We start from the raw sequence: 19,623 nt of genomic DNA, 5'->3' as shown, positions 1-19,623 counted from the left end.
CGGTGAGCGCAACCTCTATCGACGGCCTGATGCGCGTCGACTGCGATGCTCATCGCGATGTACGGGGTGCGTTCACTCGCCTGTTCTGCGCCGATGAGCTGGCACCCTTGCTGGGTGAGCGTCGTATCGTCCAGATCAATCAGTCGCTGACCCGCCAGGTAGGTGCAGTGCGTGGCCTGCACTTCCAGCACTTTCCCCGAGCGGAGATGAAGCTGGTGCGCTGCATTCGCGGTCGAATCTGGGACGTGGTGGTGGATTTGCGCCGCGGCTCGTCGAGTTTCCTGTGCTGGCATGCCGAGACTCTGAGTGCGGAGAATCGGCGCTTGCTGGTGATCCCCGAGGGCTGCGCCCATGGCTTCCAGGTGCTGGAGGAGGACAGCGAGATGCTCTACCTGCACACCGAGTTCTATTGTCCCGATGCAGAAGGCGGGGTCTGTCATGACGACCCTGCGCTGGCCATCGAGTGGCCGTTGCCAGTGCGTGACCTCTCGGCGCGCGACCGAAAACATCCCTCGCTCACCTCGGACTTCATTGGACTGGCACCATGAACTGTCGTCACTGCGCTGCTCCGTTGCGGCAATCTTTCCTCGATCTCGGTCACGCGCCGCCGTCCAATGCCTATTTGACGCAAGCGGACCTGAGTCGGCCCGAGCGCTATTACCCGCTGCGACTCTGGGTTTGCGAGCAGTGCTGGCTGGTGCAGACCGAGGACTACGCCGACTCCGGCGAATTGTTCGATGCCGACTACGCCTATTTTTCCTCTACCTCCAGCAGTTGGCTGGCTCACGCTCGTGCCTACGCCGAGCGCATGCGCGAGACGCTGCACCTGGGAGCTGGCAGTCTGGTGATCGAGGTGGCCTCGAACGACGGCTACCTGCTGCGTAATTTCGTCGAGTCAGGCGTGCCATGCCTGGGCGTCGAGCCAACCGCCAGTACCGCCGATGCCGCGGAGCGTTTGGGGATTCCCGTATTGCGCGAGTTCTTTGGCGAGGCGCTCGGCAAGCGGCTGGCCGAGGAGGGCAGGCAGGCCGATCTGCTGTTGGGCAATAACGTCTTTGCCCACGTGCCGGATATCAACGATTTTTCCCGAGGGTTGAAAGCGGTGCTCAAGCCCGGTGGCACCCTCACCCTGGAATTCCCGCACCTGTTGCGCCTGATCGAACAGGTGCAGTTCGACACCGTCTACCACGAGCATTTTTCCTACCTGTCTCTGTATAGCGTGGAGCGCGTCCTGGAGGCTGCCGGGCTGCGTATCCATGACGTCGAGCAGTTGCCTACACATGGCGGCAGCCTGCGCGTTCACGCTTCGCATCAGGACGACTCACGGCCACGCTCGGCTTCAGTCGATGCGCTGCTGAGTACCGAGGCGCAGGCCGGATTGCGCGATCCTGCCACCTATCGAGGTTTCCAGGCGCGCGCCGACCGATTGAAGAACGATCTGCTGGCCTTCCTGCTCGAGCAGAAACGGGCCGGGCGTCGGATGGCTGCCTATGGTGCTGCCGCCAAGGGCAATACCATCCTCAACTACGCCGGTATCAAGCCTGACCTGCTGCCCTGGGTGTTCGATGCGGCACCCTCCAAGCAGGGCAAGTATCTACCGGGCAGTCACGTGCCCATCCTCTCGCCGTCACAACTGGATGAGGTGCGCCCGGATCTGCTGCTGATCCTGCCATGGAACATTGCCGACGAGGTGATGGCGCAGAACGAGCGCATTCGCCAGTGGGGCGGCCGCTTCGTCACCGCCATCCCGTGCCTGGAGGTGAAATGAAGTCGCGCATCCAGTACACCCAGCCTTCGATATCCGAGCTGGAGGTGCAGTACGTCACCGATGCGGCCCGGCACGGCTGGGGGCCACGCTGCTACGAATACATCGAACGCTTCGAGGCGGCCTTCGGCCGTCACCTGGGGGTCAGGCACGCGATCGCCACCTCCAGCTGTACCGGGGCCTTGCACATGGGCTTGGCCGCACTCGGAATTGGGCCGGGCGATGAGGTGATCCTTGCCGACAGCAACTGGATCGCCTCGGTGGCGCCGGCCGTGCATCTGGGAGCGACGCCGGTGTTCGTCGACATTTGCGAGGACACCTGGTGCTTGGACCCAGCGAAGGTGGAGCAGGCCATAACGCCGCGCACCCGGGCGATCATCGCCGTTCACCTGTATGGCAACCTCTGCGCGATGGACGAGTTGCTGGCCATCGGTGCTCGGCATGGTATTGCGGTCATCGAGGACGCTGCCGAGGCCATCGGCTCCGAGTGGCAGGGACAGCGCGCCGGCAGCATGGGGCGCTTCGGCGTATTCTCCTTCCACGGCACCAAAACCATGACCACCGGGGAAGGCGGCATGTTCGTCACCAACGATACAGACCTCTTCGAACGGGTGCTGGGGCTGTCCAATCATGGTCGGCTCAAAGGCCAGACACGCCAGTTCTGGCCCGATCTGCTGGGGTTCAAGTACAAGATCTCCAACCTGCAGGCCGCGATCGGCTGCGCCCAGACCGAGCGTATCGACGAGCTGATCGAGCGTAAGCGCGCCATCATGGCGAACTATCGTCGGCGTCTTGGTGGCCTGCCCGGCTTGCGCCTGAACCCCGAGCCCGAGGGCACCCGAATCGGCGCCTGGATGCCTACGGTGGTCTTCGACTCCGAGCTGGGCATCACTCGCGAGCGCCTGTTGGCGCGTTTCGCCGAGAACAACATCGACGCCCGCGTCTTCTTCTATCCCCTCTCGGCTCTGCCGATGTTCCAGGGGCGCATACCTGCCGCTGGCGGTCATTCGGCAAGCATTCCCGAGCGGGCCATCAACCTGCCGAGCTTTCACGACATGACCGAAGCGGACATGGCGCGCATCTGCAGCGTGGTCGAGACGTTGCATGCCGAGGCGCGGCGATGAGCACGGTGGTTATTTCCCAGCCGATGTATTTCCCCTGGGTAGGCATGTTCGAGCAGTGGCGACTGGCGGACGATTTCGTGTTCTTTGACGATGTCCAGTTCGCTCGCGGCTTCATCAACCGAGTGCAGTACAAGACACCCGATGGCAGTGCCTGGCTGACGGTGCCGCTGCGCCAGCACGGGCGTGAGGTGCGCATTTGCGATCTGCAGTGCGCCGAAGAGTCGGGATGGCGCGACAAGCATCTGCGTACCCTGGCCCTGGCGCTGGCCGGAACGCCCCATATGCATGACGCCCTGGGGCTGGCCGAGAGGGTGCTGTTGCGTCGTGATCTGGGCTTCTGTGATCTGCTCATCGAGGGCATGCAAACGGTGGCGCAGTATTTCGGCCTGCTAGAAGGCAAGCGTCTGCACCGCTCTTCACAGCTGGCGGTGGAGGGACGCAAGAGCGAGTTGATCCAGGGGTTGGTGGCGCACCTGAGCGGTGATCGCTACGTTACGGGAATGGGCGCCCTGAACTATCTGGACCACGATGCCTTCGAGTGCGCGGGTATCGAGGTCTGCTACATGGACTACCGCAAGCGCGAATATCCGCAGAAGTTTCCGCCCTTCACCCCTTATGTCTCCGTGCTCGATCTGGTAGCCAATTGCGGGCGGGACGGTAGAACCTTCATCGAATCGGGTGTGACCCACTGGCGCCAGGCGCTGGCAGCAAGAGATCAGGCATGAGCAAGCTGAATGACGTGACCTCGCAATACAAACCGGGAGCGGTGACCTCTCTGGAGAACGAGCTGATTCTCAATTGGTACCCGCCGCGCATCCTGCGCCGTCTCGAGGGCAAGGCTCCGCTCTCGCTGCTGGAGCTGGGACTGGGCCACGGTTACACCACGGCCTTGTTCAATCGGCATTTCCAGCGCCACGTGGTGCTCGAGGGCTCCTCCGTGGTGATCGACCTGTTCCGGGAAAACTACCCTGGGCTGAACATCGAGCTGGTGGAGGGCTACTTCGAACACTTCGTCAGCAGTGAGCAGTTCGATGTGGTGATGATGGGCTTCATCCTCGAGCATGTGGACGATCCGGGCCTGATTCTGCGCCGTTTTCGTGACAACCTGCGCCCGGGCGGCAGCCTTTACGTTGCGGTGCCCAATGCCAAGTCGCTGAACCGGCGTCTGGGACTGGCGATGGGCAAGATCGCCGATATCTACGAACTCAATGCCAATGATCATGCCCTCGGCCATCAGCGTCAGTTCTGCCGCGACACGCTCAAGGCGCTGCTGCAAGCGGAGGGGTATCGGGTTACCTGGGAGGAGGGCATCTACCTCAAGCCATTGCCACTCGGCTACATGCAGACCATGCCTGAATTCGAGGAAAACCTGCAGGCCATGTGCGAGGTCGGGGTGGATTTTCCCGACCTCTGCGTGGGGCTGTTGATGGAAGTGCAGGTGGCCTGATGCAACGTGCGCTGGTGGTAGGCCCAGGCTCGATGGTTGGCAGTCGCCTGAGCGAGCACTTACGCGCGCGAGGCTGGCAGGTGATCGGCGCTGGGCGCTCCGGCGACTGCGAGGTGCCGCTGGAGCTGGGCTGCGACAGCTTGCGTACGGAGTTTCCCGGTGTCGAGGCGGATGTGTTGTTTCACTGTGCCGCGGCTTTTGGCGACGACTCACCCCAGGGGGCCTGGCTCAACGACCGGGTCAATGTGCTCGGCGCTCATCAGGTGGTGGCACTCGCGCGTGCTGCGGGCTGTCGGCAAGTGGTGTACGCCGGAAGCGTATCGTCCGCGCGACGCGACGGGGCGGCCTTCGCCAGCAGCTACGGTGCATCCAAGGCGCGGGCCGAGGGTGTTCTGGCCTGGGCGCTGGCGCAAAGCGGGCAAACCTTCGTCAGTCTGCGTTTCGCCCAGCTCTACGACGAGCGCGGCGATTGCATACGCCATCAGCGCTGGTTCGGGCGCATCGTCAGTTACGCCCGCAGCGGCCGCGTGCTGCGCTTGCCCCCGGGGGATGCGCCGCGCAATTTCGTGCACGTTTGCGATGCTGTCACCGCCATGACGCTGGCCAGCGAGGCTGGCGCAGAGGGCGTGTTGCATGTTTGCCACCCGCACAGCGAGAGCTACCTGAGTCTTGCTCGACATGCCTACGAAGTTTTTGGGCAGGGCGGTGAGGTGCAGATCGCCCAGGAGAAGACAGCGTTTTGGCCGGCGTATTTCCCGCCCGCGTCACCAGAGCTGGCGACGCTGGGCCTCACGTTCACACCGTTGCTCGATGGCCTGCGCGCTATCCGTGATGGTGGATATGCCGCACGTTTCGAGGTGTTCGATGTCACTTGAGGCTGCTGGTGTGCGCGTGCTGGTGACCGGTGTGGGCGCGATCATCGGTCAGGGCGTGGTCAAGTCGCTGCGTCCGTTGCCAGAGGTGAGCATCATCGGCCTCGATCGAGACCCACTGGCCTTCGGTCGTCATGCCTGCGACGGTTTTTACGTCAAACCACCCGTGGCGGAGGCAGATCCGGCCTACGACAGCTTCCTCCTCGAACTCATCGAGCGCGAAGCGATTGACCTGGTGCTGCCCGCCATCGAGCAGGATGTCTTTCATTTCGATGCACGCCGCCAATTGTTCGCTTCGGCCGGGGTGGCGGTGGCGCTCAACGACAGCCGCCTGATCGAGCTGGCGCGGGATAAATGGAGCCTGCACCAGGCGCTGCTCGAAGCGGGGCTGCCGGCAATCGCCACCAGCCGATGCGGCGACTGGGCGCAAGCCATCGCGCAGCTCGGTCCGGCGCCGCTGCTGTGCAAGCCGCGGCGGGGCTCCGGTGGCCGTGGTCAGGCTCTGGTAGAGGATGAGGACGATCTGCGGTACCAGCTTCGAAAGCTGGGCGACAACTTCATGCTGCAGCGACTGGTCGGCAGTGCCGACCAGGAGTACACCGTGGGGCTGTTCGGTTATGGCGACGGTACCTCCAGTCGGCCAGCCATCTTGCAGCGCACATTGGGACCCGGCGGTGCTACCTGGAGAGCGCGCAGCGTCGCAAGCGATGCCCTGATCGAGAGTGCTTGCGAGGCATTGACCGCTCAATTCCGGCCTGTAGGGCCGACCAATTATCAGTTTCGCAAGGCCGATGGCCGGGCCTGGTTGTTGGAAATCAATCCGCGCCTGTCGGCATCGGTTTCCTTGCGCGCAGCGCTTGGCTTCAACGAAGCGGCTATGAGCATCGATTACTTCTGTCGTGCTCGGCGCCCGGCGCTTACGCAATGGCGCGCGGCCAGCTGTACCCGTTACATAGAGGATCACATCGAATACTTATGATTGCGGTGATATCGGATGTTCATGGCAATTTCCCGGCCCTGCGTGCGGTACTGAGCGAGGCGGATCGGCTCGGCTGCACGCGGGTGATTTCTCTGGGCGATGTGACCGGCTATTACGCCGAGCCGGAGAAATGTATCGACCTGCTAACCCAGCGCGGCGCCGTGCAACTGCTGGGTAACCACGACGGTTACCTGACGGAAGGGACCGGCTGTCCTCGTTCGCGGCTGGTGTCATCCTTGCTGGAGCACCAGGCTCGAGTGGTGCGTCCTGATCAGGTCGAGCTGTTGGCCGGCCTGAGCTCTCAGTACGAAGAGGGCGATGCCTGCTTCGTTCATGGTGGCTGGGAAGACCCGCGCGATCAGTACCTGTACCGGGTGTCTGCGGACAAGCTGAGCGGCGCCTGGCGTTATTACTTTTCAGGGCATACCCATGTCCAGGTCCTGGCGTCGTTGGGCGACAAGACCTATTGCAACCCCGGCTCGGTCGGTCAGCCGCGCGACGGAGATCCGCGTGCGGCCTTTGCCCTGTTCGACGGCTCGCGCATCGTCCTGCAGCGGGTGGCCTACGATATCGACGAGACGGTCGCGGCGATGCGTCGGGCCGGCTACGACGAGCCGCGGTTGTGGGAAAACCTCTATATCGGCGCCCAGATCGGCGGCCGTATCGACAAGGTCGAAATCATCGAGCGAGAGCACACAAAGTGAGCGCAAACGACGAGTTTCAAGCGGAAGTGCAACGCAACATCGAGGCCGCCGGCCAGGATCAAGGCCTCAAACAGCGGTCTCTGGACTGGATGCTGGAGGCAGGCGGCAAGTACCGCTATTCCTACAACTTCAGCTGGCTGGGCCGGCCCATCATCCAGTACCCCCAGGACATCGTGGCCATGCAGGAGCTGGTATGGGCCGTGCAGCCGGAGCTGATCATCGAGACCGGCATCGCCCATGGCGGATCGCTGATTCTCTTCGCCTCGCTGCTGGAGCTCAACGCGGCTTGCGGTGGGCCCAGTGACGCGAGGGTGCTGGGTATCGACATCGATATTCGCCAGCACAACCGAGAGGCCATCGAGGCACATCCGATGTGCCGTCGTATCGACATGATCCAGGGCTCGAGCATCGCGCCGGAAGTGGTGGAACAGGTGCGCCAGGCTGCCCGTGGTAAGCGGGTATTGGTCTCGCTGGATAGCAATCACACCCACGCACATGTGCTGGCCGAACTGCAGGCTTACGCGCCTCTGGTATCGCCGGGCAGTTACTGCGTGGTATTCGATACCGTGGTGGAAGACACACCCGACGAGCTGCAGGCCGGTCGGCCATGGGGCAAGGGCAACAGTCCGAAGTCGGCGGTGCGCGAGTATCTGACGAGCCACCCGGAATTCCAGGTGGATGAACGAATGGACAACAAACTGCTGATCAGCGTGGCGCCGGAAGGCTATCTGAAGCGGGTTTGAAGTCGACAACGCGAACTCCGGCGTACCGGAGTGCAACGAACATGCTACGGGGTGCGCATGCACAATATTAATAGCAGGATCGTGGTCAGTGTCCCGGTCTTCAATGAAGAAGCCTATGTCCGCGAAACGCTCGAGTCACTCGCAGCGCAGACGTACACGGACTTCCTGGTACTGATCGCGGATAACGCCTCCACCGACGGGACCGGTGAAATCTGCCGCGAGTTCTGCACGCGTGATCCTCGTTTTCACTATGTCCGTCATGCGCAGAACCTCGGGGCTTCGGCCAACTTTCGCTACTGCTTCGAGCATACCTCCTCGGAGTTCTTCATGTGGCTCGGCGGGCACGACGTGCTGGCCCCCGAATTTCTGGCGGAAACATCGGCGCGCATGCTTGCCGACCAGAGGGTCAGCCTGGTCTATACCCAGACCAAATGGATAGATGAGACGGGCAACACGCTCGGGCAGAGCAACGGAGGCAACTACGTTTTCGCCGAGCCACTGGCGCCACACCAGCGCTACCTCAAACTGCTGCATGCGCTGGATCGCTGCGAGGCGGTCAACCAGCTGATCCGGCGTTCGTTCATCGATCTCGACTTCCGCCCGGTGGTCAGCGCGGATCTGGCGTTTCTCTGCCATTTGGCCGCGCACGGGCCGTTCGTCCGTGTCGAGCAGCCGCTGTATGTTCGCCGAGAAATCCGCAGGCGCGACAGCACCGCAATGGAGCGGATGACGGGAACCAAGACGGCTGCCCGTTACCACCAGTTGGCCGAGCTCTTCGTGCACAGCATCAGCACCCACAGGAACATCGCCGCGGAGCACAAGCTGGAGGTCATCAGCCAGGTGCTGGTGTGGTTGAACAAGCGCTTCCAGCTGTTTAACGAAACCCTGCCGATTCCCTCGGCTGCGCTGCAAACGGGGCCATCAACTGACGTCACCTCCGATGAGCCTGCTCCTTTCTTCAGCGTGATCATGCCGGTATACAACCGCGAGCGTTATGTGCGCGAAGCGATCGAATCGGTGCTGGCGCAGGACGAGCGGGATTTCGAGTTGATCGTGGTCGACGATGGTTCCACCGATCGATCGGTAGAGATCATTCGCGCCATCGACGATCCGAGAATCCGTCTGCTGCACAACGACCACGGCGGTGGTGCTTCGGCGCGTAACCGAGGGCTTGCCGAGGCACGTGGGCAGTTCGTGGTGTGGATCGACAGTGACGACCGGCAGGCCAGAGGTGCGTTGAGCGAAATACACCGCAGCATCGCGGCGAACCCGGGTGCCGATGTGTTCTACGGCGACTTGGAAATCTTCGACGACCAATCCAGCACCGGGCAAACGCTGCGCACGCATTACCCCGATTACCAGGGGCAGTCGCTGCTGCCACTGTTGATCCAGGGCAACTGTCTGCCCAATCCGGGGACTGCGGTGCGCCGCTCGCTGTATGACACCTATGGCGGCTACGATCTCGCCTTCACGCGCTGCCACGACTACCAGATATGGACTCGGCTGGCGGACAGCGCCCGCTTCAAGAAAGTCGACGCGATTCTCTGTCATTGGCGTCAGCACGGTGAGAGCTTGTCCAGTGCCAAGACCAAGGCCTTCGAGGCCAAGGTCATTCTGGATGCCTTTGCCCGTTACCCGGTGAGCCGGCTGTTTCCGGATCTGGACGCAGGGCAGGGCGGTCAGGCACAGGCCTGCTGGCGGGTTTCGCAGACGTTGCAGGCGTTGGGTGAGCACGCGGCGGCGCTGCACGTCGCCTACAAGGCCAGCGCTCTGGGGAAGGGCATCGTTCATGACCTTTCCGGACTGGAGCGTCAGGCCGGAGCCGCTTACGAGCCGTTGTTCTCCATCATCCTCACCACCTACAACCGTCCAGACCTGCTCAGGGATGCCCTGGCCAGCGTCGGTAGCCAAACGCTGCGTGATTTCGAAGTCATTCTGATCAACGACAACGGCGAGCCGGTCGAGTATCTGTTGGCGGATTACGACTTTCCCATCACCTATATCCGTCAGGGCCGAAACAAGGGCCTATCGGCGGCGCGCAACGCCGGCTTGGCGCTGGCGCGCGGGCGCTACGTCGTCTACCTCGACGACGACGACATCTACCTGCCCGACCATCTGGCCGTGCTGGCCGAGGCCTTCGAGCAGCATCCAGGCAGCGTCATCTACACCGGTGTGGAGTACGTCAACGAAAAGCTGGAGGGCGGCAAACGCATAGAACTCGGCCGTGGTCAGCCGTTCAGGCACGAGGCGTTCGACCGCGACCGTCTCTTCACGCAGAACTACATTCCCGTCAATACCTGGGCGCACCCACGGGAGATGCTGGCAGCTGTTGGGGAGTTCGATACCGGCCTGGCCGCGTTCGAGGACTGGGACATGCTGTTGCGCCTGGCCTCACGCTATCCCTTTGTGCATGTGCTGACCGTGACCAGCGAGGTGCATACACGAGCACCGGGTGCCGGTGGCGACCACATGCTGGGGCGCGAGCGCAAGAATTTCCCGGCCCTGTACCGCGAGCTCTACGAGCGCTATTCGGGCTCGGCCAGCGAGGGGCTGCAGCGCGGTCGCCAGCAGCTGCTCGAGAGTCTGGGCGAACGCCCCAAGGGCGGCCTAATGGATTGGCTGGCCGAGCGCCTGCCGACATCCACCGAAAACCGTCTGATCGCCGATTATCTGCAGCGTCATCAGGGCGGGCCGTTGATCGGTGTCGTGGTGCTCGACAGCGAAGGCCAGTCCGAGCAGTTGATGGTCACGCTCAAGAGTCTGCTTGGCGAGCGTTGCCTCTATGCGACGCTGCGTATTCTGGTACTCACCACCGCAGACGTGCCGGCGACTTCCGCGGCGGACAAGCTGCACTTCCTGCGTCTGAGCGACGAGCCGTTGGCGTTGCAGATCAACCGGGCTGTCGAAGCGAGCGATTGCCAGTGGTTCATGCTGGCCCGCGCTGGCGATGAATTCACCCAGAGCGGGTTGATGATCGCCGGGCTGGAACTCGCAGCCAATCCAGAGTGCCGCGCCGTGTACGGCGATCAGCTGCAACGTCTGCCCGACGGTAATCTGGGGGCGGCGTTCCTGCCGGGCTTCAATCTCGATCTGCTGCTCAGCTTCCCGTTGGTGATGGCGCGTCACTGGCTGTATCGCCGCGACCTGTTCCTCGCCGCCGGCGGTTTCGACGCCGAATATCCCGAGGCCTTCGAGTTCGAGCTGCTGACTCGCCTGATCGAGCAGGACGGCCTGGGCGGATTGGGGCATATCGATGAACCCCTCCTGATCACCGCGGCCCCTACGCTGCGTGACAACCCCGACGAACGCCGGGTGATCGAACGTCACTTGGGCAATCGTGGCTACCAGGCGAAAGTGTTGCCGGGCCTGCCGGCTCGCTATCGGGTGCATTACGGTCACGCCGGTACGCCTCTGGTATCGATCCTTCTCTCCACGGATGTCGCACTGGCCGCCCTGCAGCGCTGTATCGACAGCCTGCTGGAAAAGACCCGTTACGGCCACTACGAGTTGCTGCTGGCCGATGGCGGTACGCGTGCCGATGTTAGTGCCTGGCTGGGCGAGGTCGCGGCGCTCGGCGACGACAAGGTGCGTGTGCTGACGGCGGCTGCCGGTTTGGCGCAGAACCGTGCTGCAGAACAGGCCCGTGGCGAATACCTGCTGTTGCTTTCGGGCGAAGCGGCCATTGTCAACGAAGACTGGTTGGACGAGCTGCTCAACCATGCGCAACGCCCTGAGGTAGGCGTAGTCGGTGGCAAGCTGCTGACGCCCAACGGACGGATCGCCCAGGCTGGTCTTCTGCTGGGCGTCAATGGCCCGGCAACGCCCGCCTTCGCAGGCGAGCCGATGGATGCGGCTGGCTACATGCAGCGTCTACAGGTTGATCAGAACTACAGCGCCGTGGGTGACGCCTGTCTTATGGTGCGTGCCGAGCTGTTCCGCCAGGTCGGTGGGTTGGATGCGACGTTGACCGCGTTCCGTGACGTGGATCTGTGCCTCAAGGCGCGGGCGGCTGGCTATCTGACCGTATGGGCGGCCAATGCCGTGGTCCTGCACGAGGCCCAGACGCCGCACGCCGATCCGGCAGCCGAGGATCAGCTGTACGAGCGTTACCTGCCGCAACTGGCCAACGATACGGCTTATAACCGCAACCTAGCGCTCAGCGGTCGTGGTTTCGACCTCGAAAGCGATGTCTCTCTCACCTGGCGGCCGCTGAGCTGGCGTCCTGCACCGGTGGTGCTGGCGCATCCGGCGGATCCCTGGGGCTGCGGTCACTACCGAGTGATTCAGCCGTTCGCGGCGATGAAAACCGAAGGCCTGATCGACGGTACCCTGTCCATGGGCTTGCTGCAGGTGACGGACCTCGAGCGTTACGATCCCGATGTGATCGTTCTGCAGCGCCAGATCGGTGATGAACGCCTGGAGGCGATGCGACGCATGCGCAAGTTCTCCCGCGCGTTCACCGTTTACGAGCTGGACGACTATCTGCCCAACCTGCCGCTGAAAAGCGTTCATCGCGCGCAGATGCCGCGCGATATCCTCAAGTCCTTGCGCCGCGGGCTGGAGTTCGTTGATCGTTTCGTGGTTTCCACTCAGCCGCTGGCCGAGGCCTTCGCCGGGCTGCATGAGGATATTCGGGTGATCGAAAACCGGTTGCCCGTGACCTGGTGGAAAGGGCTCGAAAGCCAGCGCCGGCGTGGCCGCAAACCGCGTGTCGGCTGGGCGGGCGGTGTAAGCCATACCGGCGATCTGGATCTGATCGTGGACGTGGTACGCGAACTGGCGTCCGAGGTGGAATGGGTATTCATGGGCATGTGCCCGGACGTGATCCGACCTTACGTTAAGGAAATCCACGCAGGTGTCGATATTGAACACTACCCTGCGGCTTTGGCTGGCCTGGACCTGGATCTGGCCCTGGCACCGGTGGAGCAGAACCTGTTCAACGAGTGCAAGAGCAACCTGCGCCTGCTGGAATACGGCGCTTGTGGCTTCCCGGTGGTATGCAGCGACCTGGTGTGCTACCGCGGTGACCTGCCGGTGACGAGGGTGAAGAATCGCTTTCGGGACTGGGTTGAGGCCATTCGCATGCACATCAATGATCTGGATGCCGCCGCTGCAGCTGGTGACCTCCTGCGCGAGGCGGTACTGCGCGATTGGATGCTCGAGGGAACGAACCTGGAGCGCTGGCTCCAAGCCTGGCTGGCCGATTGAGCGTCCCCGCGAGTGCGTCGAGCCCAGCTGGGCTCGACGGTTTTCAGGCGATGCTGTCACTTTCGTGGCATTTTTTAGCTAAGTGACTGATAGGCAAGAATAAAAAAAAGCTTGAAAAAGTCTCTAAAGCTCCAGAGGCAAGCGCCGATAAAGAGTTCGAATGCGAACTTTCTGGGCGTCTGAGCATGCAGGCCCGAGCTCGCAGGCTCAGACAAACGGTTCTAAGGTCATCTGGAGGCAATACCATGGCCCTTACAGTCAACACTAACGTTGCGTCCCTCAACACTCAGCGTAACCTGAATACCTCGTCCAAAGGCCTGGATACTTCTCTCCAGCGCCTGTCCACCGGCTACCGTATCAACAGCGCCAAAGACGATGCCGCCGGCCTGCAGATCGCCAACCGCCTGACCAGCCAGATCAGCGGTCTGGGCGTCGCCACCCGTAACGCCAACGACGGTATCTCCCTGGCGCAGACCGCTGAAGGCGCTCTGCAGCAGTCCACCGGCATCCTGCAGCGTATGCGTGACCTGGCCCTGCAATCGGCCAACGGTTCCAACGGCGCTACCGAGCGTGCCGCCCTTCAGGGTGAAGTTGCTCAGCTGCAACAGGAACTGAACCGTATCGCTGAAACCACCAGCTTCGGCGGTCGCAAGATCCTCGACGGCAGCTTCGGTTCGCAGAGCTTCCAGGTTGGTGCCAACGCCTACGAAACCATCAGCGTGTCCATCGGCTCGGCTGCTACTGATCGCATCGGTATCAACCGCTTCACCACCGATGGCGGTGACGCTCAGGCGATCGCTTCGGGTGCAGCCTTCAGCGCCACCTCCGGTAGTGCCTACGGCAGTGCTTCGTTCAACATCAACTCCAAGCTGTCCAATGGTGACGTAGCCATTTCCGGCGCAGCCAGCGGTTCGGCCAGCGAAGTTGCTCGTGCCATCAACTCGAAGAGCGACGAGACCGGCGTAACTGCCAACGCTCGCACCGTGGCCGTACTGGGTGGCATCACCGCTTCCGGCACCGTCTCCTTCAACCTGTCCGGTCTGACCAGCAAGTCGAAGGAAAGCGATGCGGCTACCGTATCGGCAGTGGTCAACGATGTCACTAACCTGTCCTCGCTGGCTGATGCCATCAACCGTGAAACCGGCAAGACTGGTATCTCGGCTGTGAACAAAGGCGACACTATCGAACTGGTCAGCTCGCGTGGCGATGCGATTCAGATCACCAACTACGCCGGCTCCGGTGGCGCTACGCTGCAGGCCAAGAGCTTCGATGGTGAAGACGATGTCGGCTCCGCAGCGACCATCGTTGCTGGTGGTGGCGCTCGCGCCGATGGTCAGGTACAACTCGAAGCAGCCGATGCCTTCCAGGTTAGCGGCATGAGTGGTGGTCTGGGTGCTGACGGCTTCAGTGAGCTGGATGCGGTGAATACCATCGATATCAGTACGGCGACAGGAGCGCAGAGCGCACTGGGTATCATCAACGGTGCAATCTCCAACATCGACAGTCAGCGTGCTCAGCTCGGTGCCGTGCAGAACCGCTTCGAGAACACCATCTCGAACCTGCAGAACATCGCTGAGAACTCCTCGGCTGCTCGTAGCCGGATTCGCGACACCGACTTCGCTGCTGAAACCTCGGAACTGACCAAGAATCAGATCCTGCAGCAGGCCGGTACCGCGATCCTGGCTCAGGCCAACCAGTTGCCGCAGGCAGTGCTCAGTCTGCTGGGCTAAGGTCGAAAGCGCTAGACTACGGGGGGAAGGGCTTGGCTCTTCCCCCCGTTACCTCATTGTGAGGAGCAATTTATGGACGTCGGTTCGATAAAACCCGCAGTAAATCCTGCAGTTGCCCGAGATGCTGGTGTTTCGAGCGTCACCGAGCCGCGGCAGAAGCAAAGCCTGCCCCTCTCGGCCCCGACCGGGGGCAGCGATGAGCAGTCTTCCACCGGCGCCAGCGCTCCTGTCAAGGAGGCCAGTCGTGAGCAGGTCGAAGAGGCGGTCGCGACTATTCAGGAGTTCGTCCAGTCGGTTCGCCGCAGCATCAACTTCGCGGTCGACGATGGTTCCGGACGGGTTGTGGTGAAGGTGACGGACGCGGGTTCGGGTGATGTCATCCGACAGATTCCGTCGGAGGAGGCGCTGAAACTGGCAGAAAATCTGTCGGAGGTGCGTAGTTTACTGTTCAAGGCCGAAGCTTAGATCTCGGGGCTTGGCATGAGTTTTGACTGGTATCCCGCACGAACGGGATTCAGTCGGATTTTTGACGAGGTACAGGATCATGGTAGGTATCACGGGAGTCGGTTCGGGAATCGACATCGACAGCATTGTCAAGGTACTGGTCAATTCCGAGCGAGCGCCGAAAACCGCTCAGCTGGATCGTCTCGAGAAAACTACCGTAGCCCGTATCTCGGCGTTGGGCACCTTTACCGGGGCGCTCAACACGTTCAAGACGGCAGTCGACTCGCTGAACAAGGCTTCGTTGTTCGAAGCCCGCACGGCGAGTTCGTCCAACACCAGCGTGCTCAGGGTGACTGCCGCTACCACCGCGCCGGCGGGTAACTACAGCGTGCAGGTGCAGCAGCTGGCCAGTAGCAGCAAGGTGGGTTTGCAATCGGTCAGTGGTAGCGGTGCGGCAACGTTCAACAGCGGCGTCATGTCCATTTCCGTTGGCAGCACGAGCTTCGATGTTGAGATCACGGAAGGGAACAACACCCTGGCCGGTATGCGCGATGCGATCAACGAGGCAGGCCGCAGCAGTGGCGTCAGCGCCAGCATCATCACCGACGACTCCGGCTCGCGCCTGGTGCTGACTTCCACCAAAACCGGTGCGGGCAACGATATCCAGGTGTCGGTGACGGAAGACGGCGTAACTTCCGGAAATAATGCGCTCACCTCCCAGGCCTTCACGCCTGCGGTCGATCCCGACAATGCCGACGCTTTCCTGCCTCCCAGTTCCACTACCGGTGCGGCCGGGGTGATCAGTAAGGCCCAGTCGGCCAAGCTGACCATCGACGGTTTGCAATTGGTGCGTAACACCAACAAGATCGATGATGCGCTTGAAGGGGTCACCCTCGACCTCGTCGCGGCGCAGTCCTCGGCCGATCGGCTTGAAGGCAAGACCATCAATCTGACCGTGGGTGTCGACAAGGCAGGTGTAAAGAGCAACCTGCAGAAGTTCGTCAGCGCCTACAACGCCCTTATCACCACAACCTCCCAATTGACGGCAGTCGTACCGGTCGATGGTTCGAATCCGGTTACCGGTCCTCTTCTGGGTGACTCTTCGGTACGCAACGTGCTTTCGGCGCTGCGCAACGAAATGGTGAAGATGTCGGGTGAGGGCGGGGTGCGCGCGCTTGCCGATCTGGGTATCACCACCGAGAAGGATGGCAAGCTCACGCTCAACGACAGCGCGCTGACGGCGACGCTGGACAACAACTTCGACCAGGTCGCCGGTTACCTGACCGGAGACGATGGCCTGATGGGGCGCCTGGCTAAAGCGGTGTCCGGTTATGTCTCCACTGACGGCGTGCTGAAGCAGCGTACCGATGCGCTCAACGGCACCAAGAAGAATATCGATGAGCAGCGCAAGGCCCTGGATCTGCGAGTGGAAAAGATCCAGACGCGCCTTTACGCCCAGTACAACGCCATGGACTCTTTGGTCGGTCAGCTCAAGCGCACAAGCGAAAGCTTGAGCGGCATGCTGGCCAACCTGCCCGGCTTCGTCAGAAAGGATAGTAAGTGATGAGCAAGAACCCCATCGATGCCTACAAGCAGGTCAAGACCAGCCAGGAGGTATCGCCTTACCGTACCGTGCAGTTGTTGCTCGAAGGGGCGCTGCAGCGCGTGATGCTGGCCAAGCAGGCCCAGGCCGAAGGCGATACCGAGATTCGTGGGATGGCGGTTGGCAGCACCATCACCATCCTGGGCGTTCTGCAGGCGGCTCTGGACAAGGAGCTGGGCGGGGAAATCGCCGAGAATCTGGATGCGTTATACGACTACATGACTCGCCGTCTGGCAGGCGTTGCGTTGGACGATACCCCGCGAACCCTGGATGAGGTTCAAGCCTTGCTGGGCGACATCAAGAGCGCTTGGGATGCCATCGGCCCCGAGGTCGAGCCGTCTCCGGCCGGTTGATTTTCCCGCTAAAGCTTTGAGCGCCTACGCCGATACCCAGGGTATCAGCCCATCGGTAGAGCGAGAGCGACTATGAATGCAATGGCGGCCCTCAGGCAGTATCAGACCGTCAACAACCAGGCCCAGGCAGCGGAGGCCAGCCCTCATCGTCTGATTCAGATGTTGATGGAGGGCGGTCTGTCTCGCATCGCTCAGGCACGTGGTGCCATGGAGCGCGAGCAGACGGCGCTCAAGGGCGAGTTGATCGGCAAGAGCATCGCCATCATCGCGGGCCTGCGCGAAAGTCTCGACCATCAGCAGGGTGGCGAGCTGGCGGGTAATCTCGATAGCCTGTACGAATACATGATCGCCCGTTTGACCGAGGCCAACGTCAGCAACGAGCCTGCGATACTCGAAGAGGTCTCCGAGCTGCTGCGCAACGTCAAACAGGGTTGGGATGCCATCGCCCAGTAAGGGCTGGCATCGGAGGAGAAGCGAATGAGTTCATCTGTCCAGCGTTTGGAAGCCACCGGTCTGGCTCTGCGCGACGCTCTGGCCAAGCAGGACTGGGCGGCCATTGGCGAACTGGATGTGCAGTGTCGCCTGGCTGTCGACGCCGCGATGGTCGACAGTCGCGATGAAGAGCAGCTGCGTACCAGCATGGAGAGCCTGCTTGCCCTCTACCGCGAACTGGTAATCGTCTGTCAGACCGAACAGCAGCGTCTGGCTGGTGAGCTGGTTCAGCTCAATCAATCCCGTCAGGGCGCCAAGGTATATCAGCTGTTCGGCTGATTTCGCCGCATTTTCCGGGCTCGACCGGCTGGTTCGGCCCGGAATGTCTCCATCGCTCTCTTCCCCGGATTCCTCTTTTTTCCCATTTTTTACTACCCGACCCGGCTTTCAGCTGCTTAGCTAATGCCTAAGTCGGGCAAAATAATCACGTCATAAAATTGACTAAGTTCAAGTTTTTGACTTTACTAGTGGCCAATTGCCGGTGCGCGCCGAGGATCTGGCGCGCAGTTCCTTTCACTCCTCGGGTCAGACAAACACAAGATGTGGCGTGAAACCAAAATCCTGTTGATCGACGACAATGCTGAGCGCCGCCATGAGCTGGCGATCATTCTGAATTTTCTCGGGGAAGATCATCTCGCCTGTAACAGTCAGGACTGGCGCAACGTGGTTGCCGAGCTCGGCTCCAGCCGCGAGGTGCTCAACGTGCTGTTGGGCGACGTCGAATCCAAGGGCGGCGCGCTGGAACTGACCAAGCAGATCGCGGGTTGGGATGAGTTTCTGCCACTGCTGACGGTGGGTGAGTTCAGCATTCACGAGTGGCCGGAGGATCTGCGCCGGCGCGTGCTGGCCACGCTGGAAACACCGCTCAGCTACAACAAGCTGCTCGATTCCCTGCATCGTGCCCAGGTCTACCGCGAGATGTATGACCAGGCCCGTGATCGTGGGCGGCAGCGCGAGCCCAACCTGTTCCGCAGTCTGGTCGGCACCAGCCGAGCAATCCAGCAGGTGCGGCAGATGATGCAGCAGGTGGCCGACACCGAGGCCAGCGTGCTGATCCTTGGCGAGTCCGGAACCGGCAAGGAAGTGGTGGCGCGTAACCTGCACTATCACTCCAAGCGTCGCGAGGCACCGTTCGTGCCGGTCAACTGCGGCGCGATTCCAGCCGAGCTGCTGGAAAGCGAGCTGTTCGGCCACGAGAAGGGGGCCTTTACCGGTGCCATTACCAGCCGGGCTGGGCGCTTCGAGCTGGCCAACGGCGGCACGCTGTTCCTCGACGAAATCGGCGACATGCCGCTGCCGATGCAGGTCAAGCTGCTGCGCGTGCTGCAGGAGCGCACCTTCGAGCGTGTGGGCAGCAACAAGACGCAGACGGCTGACGTGCGCATCATCGCCGCCACGCACAAGAACCTGGAAAAGATGATCGAGGAGGGCAGCTTCCGTGAGGACCTGTACTACCGCCTCAACGTCTTCCCCATCGAGATGGCGCCGCTGCGCGAGCGCATCGAAGACATTCCGCTGTTGATGAACGAGCTGATCTCGCGCATGGAACACGAAAAGCGCGGCTCCATCCGTTTCAACTCCGCCGCCATCATGTCGCTGTGCCGCCATGACTGGGCAGGCAACGTGCGCGAGCTGGCCAACCTGGTGGAGCGCATGGCGATCATGCATCCCTACGGCGTGATCGGTGTCGGCGAGCTGCCGAAGAAATTCCGTCATGTCGATGACGAGGATGAACAGCTTGCCGCCAGCCTGCGCGACGAGATGGAAGAACGTGCCGCGATCATGGCCGGGCTGCCGGGCCTGGATACGCCTGCCATGTTGCCGCCCGAGGGACTCGATCTGAAGGACTACCTCGGCAACCTGGAGCAGGGGCTCATCCAGCAGGCGCTGGATGATGCCGGCGGTGTGGTGGCGCGTGCCGCCGAGCGCCTGCGCATTCGCCGTACCACCCTGGTGGAGAAGATGCGCAAGTACGGCATGAGCCGTCGCGACGAGGAAGGTCAGGAAGAAGATTGACCCCACGCCGCTGGCGGAAAGGCCCAATAGAGCCGGAGCTTTGACGCAAGCTCCGGCTTTGTTTTTTCAACCTGTTGATAAATAAGACAAAAAAAGTCGGCACGGGGATTGCTAATTCTCTCGCATCTGACCGTCTTCTGACG

The 19,623-nt window shown here is 61.8% G+C and carries 17 protein-coding genes; all 17 read left to right on the top strand.

Annotated features, from left to right (window positions below):
- Positions 1–2 precede the first annotated feature (2 nt).
- Positions 3–548 carry a dTDP-4-dehydrorhamnose 3,5-epimerase gene (gene rfbC, locus N7333_RS02115; RefSeq protein WP_252576657.1) on the top strand — a complete coding sequence of 182 codons (546 nt, stop codon included), beginning with the start codon at positions 3–5 and terminating at the stop codon, positions 546–548.
- A complete protein-coding gene (locus tag N7333_RS02110) occupies positions 545–1,768 on the top strand; it encodes a class I SAM-dependent methyltransferase (protein ID WP_129482180.1) in 1,224 nt (407 codons plus the stop codon). The genes rfbC and N7333_RS02110 overlap by 4 nt, the downstream gene beginning before the upstream one ends.
- The gene (locus tag N7333_RS02105) at positions 1,765–2,889 is read left to right on the top strand and encodes a DegT/DnrJ/EryC1/StrS family aminotransferase (RefSeq protein ID WP_129482181.1); all 1,125 of its coding nucleotides are present in this window, start codon (positions 1,765–1,767) and stop codon (positions 2,887–2,889) included. The genes N7333_RS02110 and N7333_RS02105 overlap by 4 nt, the downstream gene beginning before the upstream one ends.
- Positions 2,886–3,614 carry a WbqC family protein gene (locus N7333_RS02100; protein WP_003247079.1) on the top strand — a complete coding sequence of 243 codons (729 nt, stop codon included), beginning with the start codon at positions 2,886–2,888 and terminating at the stop codon, positions 3,612–3,614. Before N7333_RS02105 ends, N7333_RS02100 begins: the two co-directional genes overlap by 4 nt.
- Entirely contained in the window at positions 3,611–4,336 is a 726-nt protein-coding gene (locus N7333_RS02095; RefSeq protein WP_129482182.1) for a class I SAM-dependent methyltransferase, read from the top strand. The genes N7333_RS02100 and N7333_RS02095 overlap by 4 nt, the downstream gene beginning before the upstream one ends.
- Entirely contained in the window at positions 4,336–5,211 is an 876-nt protein-coding gene (locus N7333_RS02090; protein WP_129482183.1) for an NAD(P)-dependent oxidoreductase, read from the top strand. Before N7333_RS02095 ends, N7333_RS02090 begins: the two co-directional genes overlap by 1 nt.
- Positions 5,201–6,187: an ATP-grasp domain-containing protein gene (locus N7333_RS02085; RefSeq protein WP_252576655.1), complete on the top strand. Its 987-nt coding sequence runs from the start codon at positions 5,201–5,203 to the stop codon at positions 6,185–6,187. Before N7333_RS02090 ends, N7333_RS02085 begins: the two co-directional genes overlap by 11 nt.
- Positions 6,184–6,891 carry a metallophosphoesterase family protein gene (locus N7333_RS02080; RefSeq protein WP_129482185.1) on the top strand — a complete coding sequence of 236 codons (708 nt, stop codon included), beginning with the start codon at positions 6,184–6,186 and terminating at the stop codon, positions 6,889–6,891. The genes N7333_RS02085 and N7333_RS02080 overlap by 4 nt, the downstream gene beginning before the upstream one ends.
- On the top strand, positions 6,888–7,634 hold the full coding sequence (locus tag N7333_RS02075) for a cephalosporin hydroxylase family protein (protein WP_129482186.1): 747 nt from the start codon (positions 6,888–6,890) through the stop codon (positions 7,632–7,634). Before N7333_RS02080 ends, N7333_RS02075 begins: the two co-directional genes overlap by 4 nt.
- A 57-nt stretch (positions 7,635–7,691) precedes the next feature.
- A complete protein-coding gene (locus tag N7333_RS02070; protein ID WP_279858308.1) occupies positions 7,692–12,842 on the top strand; it encodes a glycosyltransferase in 5,151 nt (1,716 codons plus the stop codon).
- 245 nt (positions 12,843–13,087) lie between these two features.
- Positions 13,088–14,572 (top strand): flagellin, encoded by a 1,485-nt coding sequence (locus N7333_RS02065; protein WP_003247086.1) that lies wholly within the window; start codon positions 13,088–13,090, stop codon positions 14,570–14,572.
- Between the two features lie 72 nt (positions 14,573–14,644).
- On the top strand, positions 14,645–15,037 hold the full coding sequence (locus tag N7333_RS02060; protein WP_129482188.1) for a flagellar protein FlaG: 393 nt from the start codon (positions 14,645–14,647) through the stop codon (positions 15,035–15,037).
- A 79-nt stretch (positions 15,038–15,116) separates the two neighbouring features.
- Positions 15,117–16,580, top strand: coding sequence for a flagellar filament capping protein FliD (fliD, locus tag N7333_RS02055; RefSeq protein ID WP_279858305.1), 1,464 nt, complete (start codon positions 15,117–15,119; stop codon positions 16,578–16,580).
- Positions 16,580–16,972, top strand: coding sequence for a flagellar export chaperone FliS (fliS, locus tag N7333_RS02050; RefSeq protein WP_003247089.1), 393 nt, complete (start codon positions 16,580–16,582; stop codon positions 16,970–16,972). Before fliD ends, fliS (N7333_RS02050) begins: the two co-directional genes overlap by 1 nt.
- 72 nt (positions 16,973–17,044) lie before the next feature.
- Positions 17,045–17,425 carry a flagellar export chaperone FliS gene (gene fliS / locus N7333_RS02045; RefSeq protein ID WP_003247090.1) on the top strand — a complete coding sequence of 127 codons (381 nt, stop codon included), beginning with the start codon at positions 17,045–17,047 and terminating at the stop codon, positions 17,423–17,425.
- Positions 17,426–17,449: 24 nt separating this feature from the next.
- The gene (locus N7333_RS02040) at positions 17,450–17,743 is read left to right on the top strand and encodes a hypothetical protein (protein ID WP_003247091.1); all 294 of its coding nucleotides are present in this window, start codon (positions 17,450–17,452) and stop codon (positions 17,741–17,743) included.
- Positions 17,744–18,004: 261 nt separating this feature from the next.
- Entirely contained in the window at positions 18,005–19,480 is a 1,476-nt protein-coding gene (locus N7333_RS02035) for a sigma-54 dependent transcriptional regulator (RefSeq protein WP_129482190.1), read from the top strand.
- Positions 19,481–19,623 lie beyond the last annotated feature (143 nt).

This window comes from Pseudomonas sp. GD04158 (assembly GCF_029834875.1).
Lineage (GTDB): Bacteria > Pseudomonadota > Gammaproteobacteria > Pseudomonadales > Pseudomonadaceae > Aquipseudomonas > Aquipseudomonas hydrolytica.
The sequence above is the reverse complement of the archived record's forward strand: the minus strand, read 5'-3'. Positions and strand labels throughout refer to the sequence as shown.

Excerpts from the sequence above, each read along its gene's own strand:
- N7333_RS02110 (WP_129482180.1), top strand. The coding sequence starts at position 545 with ATGAACTGTCGTCACTGCGCTGCTCCGTTGCGGCAATCTTTCCTCGAT.
- N7333_RS02105 (WP_129482181.1), top strand. The coding sequence starts at position 1,765 with ATGAAGTCGCGCATCCAGTACACCCAGCCTTCGATATCCGAGCTGGAG.
- N7333_RS02100 (WP_003247079.1), top strand. The coding sequence starts at position 2,886 with ATGAGCACGGTGGTTATTTCCCAGCCGATGTATTTCCCCTGGGTAGGC.
- N7333_RS02095 (WP_129482182.1), top strand. The coding sequence starts at position 3,611 with ATGAGCAAGCTGAATGACGTGACCTCGCAATACAAACCGGGAGCGGTG.
- N7333_RS02090 (WP_129482183.1), top strand. The coding sequence starts at position 4,336 with ATGCAACGTGCGCTGGTGGTAGGCCCAGGCTCGATGGTTGGCAGTCGC.
- N7333_RS02085 (WP_252576655.1), top strand. The coding sequence starts at position 5,201 with ATGTCACTTGAGGCTGCTGGTGTGCGCGTGCTGGTGACCGGTGTGGGC.
- N7333_RS02080 (WP_129482185.1), top strand. The coding sequence starts at position 6,184 with ATGATTGCGGTGATATCGGATGTTCATGGCAATTTCCCGGCCCTGCGT.
- N7333_RS02070 (WP_279858308.1), top strand. The coding sequence starts at position 7,692 with ATGCACAATATTAATAGCAGGATCGTGGTCAGTGTCCCGGTCTTCAAT.
- N7333_RS02065 (WP_003247086.1), top strand. The coding sequence starts at position 13,088 with ATGGCCCTTACAGTCAACACTAACGTTGCGTCCCTCAACACTCAGCGT.
- N7333_RS02060 (WP_129482188.1), top strand. The coding sequence starts at position 14,645 with ATGGACGTCGGTTCGATAAAACCCGCAGTAAATCCTGCAGTTGCCCGA.
- fliD (WP_279858305.1), top strand. The coding sequence starts at position 15,117 with ATGGTAGGTATCACGGGAGTCGGTTCGGGAATCGACATCGACAGCATT.
- fliS (WP_003247089.1), top strand. The coding sequence starts at position 16,580 with ATGAGCAAGAACCCCATCGATGCCTACAAGCAGGTCAAGACCAGCCAG.
- fliS (WP_003247090.1), top strand. The coding sequence starts at position 17,045 with ATGAATGCAATGGCGGCCCTCAGGCAGTATCAGACCGTCAACAACCAG.
- N7333_RS02040 (WP_003247091.1), top strand. The coding sequence starts at position 17,450 with ATGAGTTCATCTGTCCAGCGTTTGGAAGCCACCGGTCTGGCTCTGCGC.
- N7333_RS02035 (WP_129482190.1), top strand. The coding sequence starts at position 18,005 with ATGTGGCGTGAAACCAAAATCCTGTTGATCGACGACAATGCTGAGCGC.